General features: G+C 48.5%; 13 protein-coding genes. 4 read left to right on the top strand and 9 right to left on the bottom strand.

Annotated features, from left to right (window positions below; genetic code table 11):
• Positions 1-16: 16 nt before the first annotated feature.
• Positions 17-2275 carry a catalase HPII gene (gene katE / locus OGY18_RS01720; protein WP_284961713.1) on the bottom strand — a complete coding sequence of 753 codons (2259 nt, stop codon included), beginning with the start codon at positions 2273-2275 and terminating at the stop codon, positions 17-19.
• Between the two features lie 192 nt (positions 2276-2467).
• On the opposite strand from katE, the gene cedA reads away from it, so the two are divergent.
• On the top strand, positions 2468-2731 hold the full coding sequence (cedA, locus tag OGY18_RS01715) for a cell division activator CedA (RefSeq protein ID WP_072025560.1): 264 nt from the start codon (positions 2468-2470) through the stop codon (positions 2729-2731).
• A gap of 65 nt (positions 2732-2796) precedes the next feature.
• On the opposite strand, the gene tcyP is transcribed toward cedA, so the two are convergent.
• The 4 genes from tcyP to hxpB all read right to left on the bottom strand — a co-directional run bounded on the left by tcyP (position 2797) and on the right by hxpB (position 6591).
• Positions 2797-4188 carry a cystine/sulfocysteine:cation symporter gene (gene tcyP, locus OGY18_RS01710; protein ID WP_003832558.1) on the bottom strand — a complete coding sequence of 464 codons (1392 nt, stop codon included), beginning with the start codon at positions 4186-4188 and terminating at the stop codon, positions 2797-2799.
• A gap of 135 nt (positions 4189-4323) precedes the next feature.
• The gene (locus OGY18_RS01705; RefSeq protein WP_286551432.1) at positions 4324-4923 is read right to left on the bottom strand and encodes a metal-dependent hydrolase; all 600 of its coding nucleotides are present in this window, start codon (positions 4921-4923) and stop codon (positions 4324-4326) included.
• 83 nt (positions 4924-5006) lie between these two features.
• Positions 5007-5768: a 2-dehydro-3-deoxy-D-gluconate 5-dehydrogenase KduD gene (gene kduD, locus OGY18_RS01700; protein ID WP_286551430.1), complete on the bottom strand. Its 762-nt coding sequence runs from the start codon at positions 5766-5768 to the stop codon at positions 5007-5009.
• Positions 5769-5922: 154 nt separating this feature from the next.
• Positions 5923-6591 (bottom strand): hexitol phosphatase HxpB, encoded by a 669-nt coding sequence (gene hxpB, locus OGY18_RS01695; RefSeq protein WP_286551427.1) that lies wholly within the window; start codon positions 6589-6591, stop codon positions 5923-5925.
• A gap of 166 nt (positions 6592-6757) precedes the next feature.
• On the opposite strand from hxpB, the gene OGY18_RS01690 reads away from it, so the two are divergent.
• Positions 6758-7294: a YniB family protein gene (locus OGY18_RS01690; protein WP_286551425.1), complete on the top strand. Its 537-nt coding sequence runs from the start codon at positions 6758-6760 to the stop codon at positions 7292-7294.
• A 64-nt stretch (positions 7295-7358) separates the two neighbouring features.
• On the opposite strand, the gene OGY18_RS01685 is transcribed toward OGY18_RS01690, so the two are convergent.
• Both OGY18_RS01685 and pfkB read right to left on the bottom strand, forming a co-directional pair.
• Positions 7359-8219 (bottom strand): fructosamine kinase family protein, encoded by an 861-nt coding sequence (locus OGY18_RS01685; protein ID WP_164562895.1) that lies wholly within the window; start codon positions 8217-8219, stop codon positions 7359-7361.
• Between the two features lie 270 nt (positions 8220-8489).
• Complete coding sequence (pfkB, locus tag OGY18_RS01680; RefSeq protein WP_003832567.1) at positions 8490-9419, bottom strand: 6-phosphofructokinase II; 930 nt, start codon at positions 9417-9419, stop codon at positions 8490-8492.
• 287 nt (positions 9420-9706) lie between these two features.
• On the opposite strand from pfkB, the gene OGY18_RS01675 reads away from it, so the two are divergent.
• Complete coding sequence (locus tag OGY18_RS01675) at positions 9707-10465, top strand: DUF481 domain-containing protein (protein ID WP_003832568.1); 759 nt, start codon at positions 9707-9709, stop codon at positions 10463-10465.
• Between the two features lie 163 nt (positions 10466-10628).
• Here OGY18_RS01675 and yniD read toward each other — a convergent pair whose 3' ends face one another.
• Positions 10629-10736, bottom strand: coding sequence for a small membrane protein YniD (yniD, locus tag OGY18_RS01670; RefSeq protein WP_202580517.1), 108 nt, complete (start codon positions 10734-10736; stop codon positions 10629-10631).
• A 163-nt stretch (positions 10737-10899) separates the two neighbouring features.
• On the opposite strand from yniD, the gene OGY18_RS01665 reads away from it, so the two are divergent.
• Entirely contained in the window at positions 10900-11151 is a 252-nt protein-coding gene (locus OGY18_RS01665; RefSeq protein WP_286551420.1) for a site-specific integrase, read from the top strand.
• A gap of 322 nt (positions 11152-11473) precedes the next feature.
• Here the strand turns inward: OGY18_RS01665 and OGY18_RS01660 are convergent, their stop codons facing one another.
• The gene (locus OGY18_RS01660) at positions 11474-13108 is read right to left on the bottom strand and encodes a DUF6056 family protein (protein ID WP_286551419.1); all 1635 of its coding nucleotides are present in this window, start codon (positions 13106-13108) and stop codon (positions 11474-11476) included.
• Positions 13109-13261 lie beyond the last annotated feature (153 nt).

Below are 13261 nucleotides of genomic sequence, written 5' to 3'. Positions count from 1 at the left end.
AATGCGCCGCATTTTTTTAGGCGGGAATCGTTTCTATTTTTCCGGCACGTGACCAGACGCGGTGTGCGGTCATCAGCGTCAACAGGGTATCCATAAACTGTGCGTCTGCACTGTCCGCTTCCACCACACCTTCTTCTCCTTCATTTTTGATATTCAACGTTGCTTTAAACTGACGAGCATCGCCGGCCAGGGCGATAGGTTTTAAGTGCTTATACGCTTCGAGTAAATAATATCGGGCATCACCGTTCTTAATGATGTCCGCGAGATTACCGCATGGAACGATAACCGCATCGACCGTCAGGGATGGCGAACCCGCAAAAGTACCGGCGATCGTCAGGGCAGATCCATCATCGGCAACTACCTTACCCATTCGGGAATAGAGCAATTTGGCATGAACGCCTTTGGCCTGTAGGGCTTGCATGATGGCGAGCAGGTCGCTCGATTTCACCTGGTCATTAAGTAGGATGGCGACCACGCGGCCCTTAATCTCACCTTGCGCACCTGCATATAAACTGAGTGACGGTGCATTTTTCAAACCGTTGACGTTGGGCGGTGGCGCAATGCTGGCCTGTTCCTTGGTTAGCTTAAAACCGAGTTTATCGGCAACCGCCTCGGCGAGGGCAGTATCAATATGAGCTAACTGTTCGACCACTCTTTCCCGAATATAGGGGCGCGTAACCTTACTGAGTTCGAAACTGAATCCGCCGATAATATGCTGCTGTTCAATTGGCGTCTGACTTAGCCAGAACAGGCGAGGGTGCGCATAGTATTCGCCAAAAGAGGGGCTACGTTCGCGGATTTTGTTTCCTTCAATCCGTTCCTGATACGACTCAAATCCACCGCGTTTTGGCCCCGGCGGCGTTTCACGCGGCCAGTTATCATTGATGGAATTCGGTTCATAGTTGGCTGGATTGGTATCGATGTCCATTCGATGCATGCCGTCACGCTGGAAATTATGGTACGGACAGGTCGGGCGATTAATCGGGATTTCATGGAAATTGGGCCCGCCCAGGCGACTGATTTGGGTATCGGTATAGGAGAACAAGCGACCCTGCAGCAGGGGATCGTTAGTAAAATCGATGCCAGGGACGATATGTCCGGGATGAAAAGCGACTTGTTCATTTTCGGCGAAGAAATTATCAGGATTGCGGTTCAGCACCATTTTACCGACGCGTTGCACCGGAACCAGCTCTTCCGGGATCAGCTTGGTCGGGTCGAGCAGGTCAAAATCGAACTTAAATTCATCTTCTTCGGGAATCAGCTGTAGTCCCAGTTCATATTCCGGATAATCGCCCGCTTCGATAGCTTCCCACAGATCGCGGCGATGAAAGTCAGGATCCCGACCGGTAAGTTTTTGCGCTTCATCCCATACCAGCGAGGCTTTGCCTGCCAGCGGTTTCCAGTGGAAACGGACAAAGGTGGCTTTCCCTTGCGCATTAATCAACCGAAATGTGTGAATACCGAAGCCTTCCATCGTGCGATAGCTGCGCGGAATAGCCCGATCGGACATTGCCCATATGACGTTGTGCAACGTTTCAGGCTGTAATGAGACATAATCCCAGAAGGTGTCATGGGCGCTTTGGCCCTGCGGGATAGCCCAATGCGGCTCCGGTTTAACCGCATGGACGAAATCCGGGAATTTATGGGCATCCTGAATAAAGAAGATGGGAGTATTGTTTCCCACCAGGTCGAAAATGCCCTCTTCAGTGTAAAACTTGGTCGCAAATCCCCGTATATCCCTGACCGTATCCGCAGAGCCTGCGCCGCCCTGAACGGTAGAGAATCGGACAAAAACCGGGGTGATTTTATTTTCATCACTTAGAAAGTCCGCTTTCGTCGTCGCACTCAGGTTGGCATAGGACTGAAAGTAACCATGAGCGGCAGAACCTCGGGCATGTACGATCCGCTCCGGGATGCGTTCATGATCAAAATGGGTAATCTTTTCCCGCAGGATAAAGTCTTCCAGCAGGGTTGGCCCGCGATTACCTGCGCGCAGAGAGTTTTGATCGTCTGCGATTCGCACACCCTGATTAGTTGTCAGAGCAAAATCTTCGCTTCCTTTACGAAAACTGTCCAGTGCATTGAGTTTGTCACTTTTGATATCTGGCGCTTTTAAACTGCCGGACGTAGTGGGCTGCATACCTGGCGGTGTGGGTTCAGGTGTTGACCGATGTGAACCGTCTGTGGGTGCCAGTGAGTCAAGTCCTGGCTGGGATTCGCTGGCATCATGAACCGGCGCTGAGTGATGGAGTGGATGCTTATCATTCTGTGACATTAAACTCGTCTCCTGGTTTCATTGCTGAAAGGGTCGTTGTTGTTGTCAAAAGCTTTAACTATAGACCACTCACTCAGCGGCGCAGGTACAGGCCGATGACGTAAAGCGCGATGAACCAGGCAAACAGCGCACGCAAGGCAGGACGCAAGGCGGCAAAATCGGCTAAGATAGCGGTTTTCTGATTTTTAGAATTTGTCTTTAGTGAAGCAACTGATTATGAAACCTCTTCGCCAACAAAATCGTCCGGTTATCAGCTATGTTCCCCGCGTGGAGCCCGCGCCACCAGAGCATGCGGTTAAAATGGATGCGTTTCGTGACGTATGGATACTGCGCGGAAAATATGTCGCTTTTGTCTTAATGGGGGAGGCGTTTCAACGTTCGCCTGCATTTACGGTCCCGGAATCAGCGCAACGCTGGGCTAATCAGGTTCGCCAGGAAAATGAACTAAGCGATTAATGGATATAAAAAAACCGCCGGAGCATGACACTCCGGCGGTTTTTTGTTTTTTTTAGCTGACAGACTTAGCGATGCGCCAGTTCGGCGTTATCGTCGCTGTCCAGAATCGTTTTATCAGTCTGCTTGAGCCATTGGCTGGTCAGCGTACCGGCAGTCATGGAACCGCTTACGTTCAGCGCGGTACGACCCATATCGATCAGCGGCTCAACGGAGATCAGCAGCGCAACCAGCGTGACCGGCAGACCCATAGCAGGCAGGACGATCAGCGCGGCAAACGTTGCACCGCCACCGACACCCGCAACCCCTGCTGAGCTCACGGTCACGATACCAACCAGCGTGGCAATCCACATTGGGTCCAGTGGATTGATACCGACGGTCGGTGCAACCATTACTGCCAGCATTGCCGGGTACAGGCCCGCACAACCGTTCTGACCAATTGTGGCGCCAAAAGAGGCGGCAAATGAGGCGATGGATTCAGGTACGCCCAGACGACGGGTCTGCGCTTCAACGTTCAGCGGAATTGAGGCTGCGCTGGAACGGCTGGTGAAGGCGAAAGTCAGCACCGGCCACACCTTGCGGAAGTATTTCAGCGGGCTAACGCCGTTAATACCCAGCAGGATCCCGTGAACCACGAACATAATGCCCAGACCGAGATAAGAAGCCACGACGAAGCTACCCAGCTTGATGATGTCCTGCAGGTTGGAACCTGCAACCACTTTGGTCATCAGCGCCAGAACACCGTACGGCGTCAACTGCATCACCAGACGAACCAGTTTCATCACCCAGCTTTGCAGGGTATCGATAGCGACCAGAACGCGCTCGCCTTTTGGTGCATCATCTTTCAGCAGTTTCAGTGCGGCTACACCGAGGAATGCGGCGAAGATAACCACGCTGATAATCGACGTCGGGTTCGCGCCAGTCAGATCGGCAAACGGGTTTTTCGGAATAAACGACAGCACCAGTTGCGGAACGCTGAGGTCAGCCACTTTGCCAACATAGTTGGTTTCAATCGCGTTCAGACGTGCGGTTTCGGCACCACCTTGCACCAGACCTTCGGCGGTCAGGCCGAACAGGTTGGTCACCAGAACCCCTACCAGCGCGGCAATCAGCGTGGTAAACAGCAGCGTTCCGATGGTCAGGAAGCTGATTTTACCTAACTGAGAGGCGTTATGCAGACGTGCAACGGCGCTGAGAATAGACGCAAATACCAGCGGCATAACAATCATCTGCAGCAGTTGGACATAACCGTTGCCGACAATGTTGAACCACTGTACGGAATCTTTAAGAACCTGGCTGTCGGAGCCATAAATGGTGTGCAGGGCAAGGCCGAACACGACACCCATGACCAGACCGACCAGTACTTTTTTGGCCAGACTCCACTGTTTGTGACGGGCTTGCGCCAGCACGAACAGCAGCACTACGAACACGATAATGTTCGCGATTAATGGAAAGTTCATCCCCGTTCTCCTGATCTTATTATACGTATCACCGTTTAAAGGTGATTCTGTTGGCGCAAGATTAGCAGAACTGTGACTTGCCTCTTATATTCAAATGGAATTGTTTATACCTAAAATGACTTTTTGGCTGATTTATTAGTCAATCTGATGCGTTATGAAATGATTAAACTGCATTTGTAGCGTATTAATCATCTGCGAAGACCAGCGTACCGCGCTGTTCTCTTGTATGGTTTGCGGCATCCAGATTGCCCATGCGAACAGTGCCATGCACAGAAACCGCTCCAGTTGATTGCCTTTTTGCGGCACGAGGATAGGCAGACGAAAACGCCAGCGGCAGGGCCAAAGCAGGGGAACGCCTGCTGGGGTCAGCATGTCGGCCAGAATGTGACTAAGATAGCCGAGTACCATACCTTGTAAGGCATCGGCCGGTATTATCCAGGTATCCGGGACTTTCAGGTAGAACGTGGCCAGCAGGGCAAAAACCGCCAGCAGGCTATGTGTAAACCCGCGATGACCAAATGCCCGGGCAATGGGTTTTGATATCCACTTCAGACGCTGCCCCAGCAGAGATTTGGGATGATCGATATCCGGCAGCAGGCACGTTAAAATGGCTGAAGGAACAATATGCCACCAGTCACCCTGCGCAAGAACGGGCGTTAGTTCGGCATTCTTGGCAAATACCGCACAGGCAATAGAAAAAAGAAGGTGGCCTTCCGCCGTCATGATAAAACCCAATAAACTGTCAATTCATACAGTATAGGGGTTTTATACAGTAGGCGGAAGAGGTGACGTTGTAACCCTATGTCACAAGTGCGGGTTTAGCGTGCCAACCAACCGCCATCCACGGCCAGCGTATAGCTATGAATATAGTCAGAGGCGGGACTTGCAAGGAAAACGACCGGGCCTTTCAGGTCATTTGGCGTGCCCCAGCGTCCTGCGGGAATACGATCGATAATCTCCTGATTGCGCTCGCTGTCCGCGCGCAGTTGCTGGGTGTTGTTGGTCGCCATATAGCCGGGCGCGATGGCGTTGACATTAATTCCCTTGGCCGCCCATTCATTGGCGAGCAGGCGGGTGATGCCCAGAACACCGCTTTTTGATGCGGTATAGGAAGGTACACGGATACCGCCCTGAAAAGAGAGCATCGAGGCAATGTTAATGATTTTTCCGCCATTGCCCTGAGCCAGAAACTGACGCGCCACAGCCTGCGACAGAAAGAAAACGGATTTGAGATTCAGATTCATCACGTCATCCCAATCTTTTTCACTGAAGTCCAGCGCATCCTGACGGCGTATAGTTCCTGCATTGTTGACCAGAATATCGACCCGGCCAAACGCCGACACCGTTTTTGTCACGATGCTGGTGAGAGCATCTTGTTGACTGAGGTCGGCCTGAATGGCCATAAAGCGTCGACCGAGGGCGTTAATTTTCTCTGAGGTTTCATGCGGTATTTTACGATTCACGCCGACTACATCGCAGCCCGCTTCAGCCAGCGCCACTGCCATACCCTGCCCGAGGCCGGTGTCACATCCAGTGACGATGGCGACTTTACCTTCGAGACGAAAAGCTTCCTGAATCATGTTTACCTCAACTATTTATGTCATTAACGCTTGCGCTATAGGGCAAGGATAGGAGAGGTTAAACAGAAATACAATTTAAAATGAAACAGCGTTTTAAAAAATGCAAGGATGAAAAATGAAAAAGCGGGCAATACGATCATTGCCCGTTACAGGATTAGCCGCGCAGATGTGCGGCAGTAAGTTCGGTGAGCGAGGTTAGTTTGACGTCGGCAAGCACGAAGCGAGGATCGTCCTGATTCTCATGCGCTGGTACGACGATGGAACGCATACGAGCAGCTTTCGAGGCAATCATGCCGTTCACTGAGTCTTCCAGTGCTACGCAGTTTAACGGGTCAATGCCCAGTTTTGCCGCACAATCGAGGTAAACCTGTGGGTGCGGTTTGCTGTAAGGCAGTTTTTCTGCAGAAGCCAGTGCGTCGAAGTCATCGCGCAGATCAAACATGGTCAGCACTTTTTCCAGCATATGCAGCGGAGAAGCGGATGCCAGTCCTACTTTGATTCCCTGAGATTTGCACAGTGCTACAGCTTCACGAACGCCTGGCAGCAGCGGTTTTGTCTCTTCAACCAACGCAATAGCCCGGGTAATGATGCGCTCGGTGACTTCCTGACGTGAGGGGCCTTTCCAGGGTTGCTGCGCAAACCACAAATCAACCACCATGTCGATGCGTAAGCCAAGGGTATCGGGAAGTTCATGGCGGCGGGAGATATCAACGCCTAAACTTGCTATCACATCCAGTTCAGCCTGATCCCAAAGCGGTTCAGAATCGACCAGTAACCCATCCATATCGAAAATTGCAGCAAGAATTTGACGCGGGGTTGACATTACAACCTCTCCTTTACGGTGATAAAAGGGATTAGAGCCAGCCTGGACGGACTCTGAGCGTTCATTACGGCTAATTCAGCAGTATACCGCCTTTAAAGATCAGGCGAAAACGGTAATCAACGGGTAAACTTAGGCCAAAATGACACGTCTTAATCAAGGGGAACTCATGACGTATCAACAAGCTGGACGCATTGCCATCTTGAAAAGGCTGGTGGGATGGGTGGTTTTCATTCCCGCGCTAATTTCAACGCTGGTTTCAGTACTGAAGTTTATGTACGCGCACAGCGAAAAGCAGGAAGGGATTAACGCGGTCATGCTCGATTTTGCTCATGTGATGATCGACATGATGCGGGTGAACACACCTTTTCTTAACGTGTTCTGGTATAACTCGCCAACGCCTGATTTTCAAAGTGGACTGAATCTCGTTTTTTGGCTGATTTTTATTCTGATTTTTGTCGGCCTGGCGTTGCAGGATTCAGGCGCCAGAATGAGCCGCCAGGCGCGTTTCTTACGCGAAGGCGTTGAGGATCAGCTGATTCTGGAACAGGCGAAAGGCAGTGACGGGTTATCTCGCGAGCAACTTGAGTCGCGAATTGTGGTACCGCACCATACGATCTTCTTACAAATTTTCCCGCTTTATATTTTGCCGGTGATCGTTCTGGTGATCGGCTACTTCTTCTTCTCATTGCTGGGCTTTTTGTAAGTGCCGCGCTATCGGGCCTGCCACGTTGCGAAACGACAGGCCTGATAAGCAACGCGGTACGTCGTTAAGCCGCCAGTAATCTATCCAGCGCTTTCTGCGCCACAACCAGATGCTGTCCTCCGAAGAGAATTGCTCGATTCAGCAGCGTATAGAGCTGGTAGATTGGCTGCCTGTCGAGAAAGTCCAGCGGTAGTGGCGAGACAGACTGGTAACCGTCATAAATTTGCGGCGGCTGATCGGTATGTAACGGCAGCATTGCCAGGTCACACTCTCTGTCCCCCCAGTAGCAGGCAGGGTCAAAGATGTACGGACCGTCAGGACCGAGGGCGCAGTTACCGGACCACAAATCACCGTGCAGGAGAGACGGCTGCGGCTGATGAGAAGAGAGACGTTGCTGGACATGTTCGACAATGGCGTCAATATTGCCAAACGCTATGCCTTTTTCAGCGGCGAGTTCCAGCTGCCAGCCTATACGCTGCTCGGCGAAAAAGGTTGACCAGCGACGTTGCCAGGTATTTGGCTGCGGCGTGGTAGAGAGCGCGTTATCGAAGTCGAGACCAAACTGAGGCTGGTCGCTCCATTCGTGCAAATGCGCAAGCTGTTGACCGAGGATAAATGCGTTATGCGCATCAAGCGGACGGGGAGGGAGGAAATCCATCACCAGAAAGCTGTAATCTCTGTCTGCACCTACTGCCCAGACTTTCGGTACCGATACAGTTTGACTGCGGGAAAGTAGCTCCAGCTGATCGGCTTCTGCCGTAAAGCCGGTTAACAGCTCTCTTTCATCGCATTTGACGAAAAAATCTCGCCCCGCATAGCGTAAATGCCATGCGGCGTGGATCTCTCCGCCGGGCAGTTCATTACGCAGTTCGATTTCGCCTTCACCTAATTGCTCGCTTAAAAGACGACTGATAGCCTGCCACATGATGTCTCTCCCCATGTTGTCTGCCAGATCATAAGGTTAGCGCAAGAATGCGGTTAAAAAACACGAACTGACGCACACCACGGACGCGTCATCGCTGGAAAGGCACTTAATGTTTGTCGTTCTTCTTCACCTCGCACCGTTGTGGAGACACCTGACTGCACATGATTCACTTCTTTGTAATCACGTGATTTTTTATCATAGTCGCATAACACCCATGCTGACAGTTTTACGCGAGAATCCCCCTTTTTCTTCAAAAGAGGGACGGTGTCATTACTGAGCGAGATACGAATATATTTTTTGCGTGTCGTCCAAAGAGCACAGGCGAGTACCCTGATTCAGCGTTGCTGCACTGCCCGCGGCGACACCGTAACGGACAATATCCTCAAAAGGCGCGTTCTCTGCCAGTTTAAGCGTCATGGCCCCGACCATACTGTCGCCTGCACCTACGGTACTTTGACTTTTCACCGGTGGCGGAACCATCTGAACGCAGGTATCGCGATCTACGCCCAGCGCCCCTTGCGGCCCAAGCGAGACCACAACGCGGTGCGCTTTCCCACTCTGTACGATTTCCTGCGCGGCCTTGCGCACATCATCGGGTTGAGTGAGTTCGCGGTTTACCAGCGCACTCAGTTCTTTGAGGTTGGGTTTGACCAGTTCGATATTGCCGATGGCTAACGCCGCCGTCAGTGCTTCGCCTGAGCTGTCGACAATACAGCGGATCCCCTGTTTTTGTGCGGTGGTAATGAGCCGGGTCAACTTCTCAAGCTGTACGCCGGGCGGCAAACTGCCGCTGATGACCAGCAGCGCACCAGACTCAATTTCCAGCACCTGATCCTGAAGTTGGTAGAACTCGTCATCGGTCAGCGCAGCGCCTGGCATGACAAAACGATATTGTTCACCGCTGGACTCCACGTGGACATGAAGATTTTGTCGGGTCCAGTCTTTGGCTTCGACGGTAGATACGGGAACATTTTCGTCGGCGAGCAATGCAACAAGATGCTCTCCGGTTGCACCCCCCGCGGGGAAAATCGCCGTTGCGGTTCCGCCAAGATGGGCAATTGCGCGAGCGACGTTGATACCGCCGCCGCCGGGTTCAAAAACCGGCGAGGTACAACGAAGCTTACCTTCCGGGTAAATTTGCGGGGTGATTGTTGCGCTATCGAGAGAGGGCGCAAGTGTTAACGTATAGATACGTACCATCTTTACCTCCTGTTAGGCTGAACTCAGTCTGGCACTTAACCTCCCGAAAGTGAAGTAATTAACAACATGATTTTTCATATCTTTATTTAAAATTATCGTCATAAAGATATATAAATAAAATAAAGGTTTAGGAACGCTCTTATTCAAAAAACGAAATAAGAATTTATTGCTATGTTATTCGAGTCTTTTTATAATTTGTTACCTTTCAGGGGTCTTTTGTCATTGATCCATATGAAAGTTTCCGAGACCGTAATGGTCTCTTTTTTTGTTGTACGGACTCTTAATAAATGAAGCTTTTGAAGACAGTGCCCGCAGCATTACTGCTGACGGGAGGCCTGCTTGCGTCAATGCATGCTGTAGCCGATGATTCCGTTTTTACTGTCATGGATGACCCTTCCAGCGCGAAAAAACCCTTTGAAGGTAACCTGAACGCGGGATATCTCGCCCAGTCAGGCAACACGAAAAGTTCTTCTTTAACCGCAGATACCACCATGACCTGGTACGGCCAAACGACCGCATGGTCTCTGTGGGGAAATGCCAGCAATACCTCCTCAAATGATGAGCGTTCATCGGAGAAATATGCCGTAGGTGGCCGTAGTCGTTACAACATGACCGACTATGACTATCTCTTTGGACAGGCAAGCTGGTTGACCGACCGCTACAACGGCTACCGCGAGCGTGACGTGCTGACCGCGGGTTATGGTCGCCAGTTCCTCAACGGACCTGTGCACAGCTTCCGTTTCGAATTCGGTCCTGGCGTGCGCTATGACGAGCACACGGATGGCACCACCGAAACGCAGCCGTTGGGCTATGCGTCCGGGGCCTATGCATGGCAGATGACGGACAACACCAAGTTTACTCAGGGTGTGTCGGTATTCGGCGCTGACGATACCACGCTCAACTCTGAAACTGCCCTGAACGTTGCCATCAACGAGCACTTTGGGTTAAAGGTGGCTTACAACGTGACCTGGAACTCTGAACCGCCGGCAACAGCGCCGGAGCATACCGATCGTCGTACTACTGTTTCACTCGGCTACCGGATGTAATGACAAATCGGGTCAAATAATTGGCCCGGTTTTTATCTATTAAAGTTAAGGTTATTTAATATTTAATTTGCGTTTTATTTTTTACCTGGCCATAACACGCTATTTTCAGACAAATTCGATTAATCGATAAATAAACGAAACCGGAACAGTGGGTGAGCGTCATTTAGCCCCAGATCATCGCAGCCCAGCGCAGCATCAACATGGCCGTACAAATAACGAGCAGAATCACAACCATCTTCCAGTGTTTCTTCGCAAAGCGATTTGTGGGCATTGTTTTTTTCCTGCTCAGGTTAGATGACTTTGTGGACTGAACCCACCTCGGTAGACGCTCCCGCCCTATAGTGGACTGACCCCACCCCGGTAGACGATCCTGCCCTATAGTTTGAGCATAGGAGGAGCCGATATTCCTGCACATAACGAAAGGTAGTTTCCTGGTGCAGGTCGGTAACATTCTGGTGAAGATGAAACTGGTGATCCGCTATGCATTGCGGCGAAAACCTATAACTTCAAATGCGTTAATGTTAGCCGAAATTAATGATATCGGTATCTGCCCGGATGACGAGGAGAGATTCCTGAATGACGACGAGATAGATGCGCTCTGGAATGCTATCGATAAAACGAAGATGTCATGGCAAAACAAAATGCTGATCCGCATTGTAGCGCTTACCGACAGTCGCTGGTGCTGAACTGAGGCTGGCAAGGAAAGAGGGACTTTGCCCTGAAGGCTAGGGAGTAGGTAATACCGAAAGAGAGCTCGAAAATGCGTAAACGCTTTGTGCGTGGGGGAATCCCGATCATGTTCCTGTTTATTTGAACATGGATGGTACTGTAATGGTGCGCAATAATACATCTTCAACTCAGATATAATTTGATAGCATGATTTTAACTAAATAAATTTAGTTGTGTTTATATAGCGTTGAGTAGATGCATTATTTCAGGCTATAATGCATCTACATTTTCTTATGTGCGTCAGTTTGTCGTAAAAATATACTCCATTAAAATATAGTTTTATATTTTAATTACTGACTTTGAGAATGGTGAGCCAGTTTTAGCATCATACATCCCCAGTTCTATTTTTTTTATTTTACTAAAGTCGATATCTGTTGTGTTCGTATATGTATAATAACTATCGCCTATAAGAATGGCTTTCATTGCGGTGTCTTTATTTACGAACCTACCATCATTCATAACCAAGTGAATATATATTGCCTTCCCATTCGATAATTCTTTATTTATATCTCCAGATAGTTTCAGGACTATTTTTTCCGAGCCATATAAATGTTCTGTATAAAAGTAAACTTTATCAAGTATTATTCCTTTATAAATAGAACTATCGACGATAAATGCTTTTTGTTTATCAATTGATGAGTAATCGAATCCCGTTTGCTCTTCATTTATTGAGTTTACATGGAAAAAGTCGTTTCTTGCAGGATGTTTATATGCAGGGTAAGCATCGGTGGATTTAATCAGTTTGGGCATGTATAGATCTGGAATAGAGATTTCTTTCACTCCGCGACTTACTTGCTCATGAATCATAGATAATCTAATTTTTTCCTGATTCCATGTGCCTATAATAGCGTTAGTCATTATGTAATATGAAGGTATGAAATATACAAGGATGAATATTCCAATAATGGATAGCCCAATGTAGTCATAAATTGTTTTCTTATTATCTAAGACGGCATTTATCAAAAATGATACAGATATTAAGAACATAAATAATGCTCCGCTATATGCACGTGGTGGCATGAACGGAGAGGCAATAAAAGCTGCATTGCACAGAATTGCTGAAACGAAAAAAATAGCACTAAAAGAAATATGTTTCTTACTAGATGCACTATTTAAACCTATCAATAAAGCAAAAATTATAATTACAATGTAAATCTGCCAAAATACAGACATTGACTCAGGCATGCGAGTGAAAAGTTGTAATTCAACCTTTCCAAACAATGTCATATTGTGCCAGTCACTAAAATACAGGGAGCGGCTAGCGGTCCCAGGGCCAAGCAGCAACACACCAATACCGATAATCAACCCTGTCAGGTATGGGTAAATAGCTGACAGATTCTTCTTGTATATAATAAAAGATATTGTCAACAATAGCGTTACAATACTGGTGTTTTCATTTGAACAGCCCGCTGCAAAACCTAATAATAATGCAAAGGGCAATTTCCACCATGTTAATTTTGGTTTTTGCAATGCTATTGTTAGGATGAATAATGAAACATAAAACGTTGTCCAAAGATAGTTTGCGGCACCAACAAACCAAAAAGTCGTCTCCCCTAACGAAGGGTTTGCTATCCAGTATAATACAAATAAACCTAAAGCAGATAACGGATGGAATTTTAATTTGTTTTTAAGTAATGCATTCGGAATACATGCAGTAAAACAAAGGGTGGCAGCTAACGCCATTGCAGTTAAAAATTCATACAAGGCATGGGGAACATAATACATCATGTATGAACTAAACATATTTGTTAAAATTCTACCACTCCATTCCTTGTAGTGAGCAATCTGATCATGCAAATTTGCAATTGATATGTAGTAATAATCATCAGATAACATTGGTGTGTGCAAAGTTGGTATTAATACCAATACAAATATTACTAAAGATGTAAGTAAGCAATAAATTTTACGACTCATTTCAATTCCTTTGATTTTATAAAGTATCGTGGTCTGTTTTTTGATTCAACATAAATCCTACCAATATATTCACCTAGGGAAGGTGCGAACAAGTTCCTGATATGAGATCATCATATTCATCCGGAGCGCATCCCAGAGGGACATCATGAGCCA

The sequence above is a fragment of the Citrobacter sp. Cpo142 genome (assembly GCF_030332425.1).
GTDB lineage: Bacteria > Pseudomonadota > Gammaproteobacteria > Enterobacterales > Enterobacteriaceae > Citrobacter > Citrobacter portucalensis.
The sequence above is the reverse complement of the archived record's forward strand: the minus strand, read 5'-3'. Positions and strand labels throughout refer to the sequence as shown.

Coding starts and splice junctions, on each gene's coding strand:
- katE (WP_284961713.1), bottom strand. CDS start 2,275: ATGTCACAGAATGATAAGCATCCACTCCATCACTCAGCGCCGGTTCAT.
- tcyP (WP_003832558.1), bottom strand. CDS start 4,188: ATGAACTTTCCATTAATCGCGAACATTATCGTGTTCGTAGTGCTGCTG.
- kduD (WP_286551430.1), bottom strand. CDS start 5,768: ATGATTCAGGAAGCTTTTCGTCTCGAAGGTAAAGTCGCCATCGTCACT.
- hxpB (WP_286551427.1), bottom strand. CDS start 6,591: ATGTCAACCCCGCGTCAAATTCTTGCTGCAATTTTCGATATGGATGGG.
- OGY18_RS01690 (WP_286551425.1), top strand. CDS start 6,758: ATGACGTATCAACAAGCTGGACGCATTGCCATCTTGAAAAGGCTGGTG.
- OGY18_RS01685 (WP_164562895.1), bottom strand. CDS start 8,219: ATGTGGCAGGCTATCAGTCGTCTTTTAAGCGAGCAATTAGGTGAAGGC.
- pfkB (WP_003832567.1), bottom strand. CDS start 9,419: ATGGTACGTATCTATACGTTAACACTTGCGCCCTCTCTCGATAGCGCA.
- OGY18_RS01675 (WP_003832568.1), top strand. CDS start 9,707: ATGAAGCTTTTGAAGACAGTGCCCGCAGCATTACTGCTGACGGGAGGC.
- yniD (WP_202580517.1), bottom strand. CDS start 10,736: ATGCCCACAAATCGCTTTGCGAAGAAACACTGGAAGATGGTTGTGATT.
- OGY18_RS01660 (WP_286551419.1), bottom strand. CDS start 13,108: ATGAGTCGTAAAATTTATTGCTTACTTACATCTTTAGTAATATTTGTA.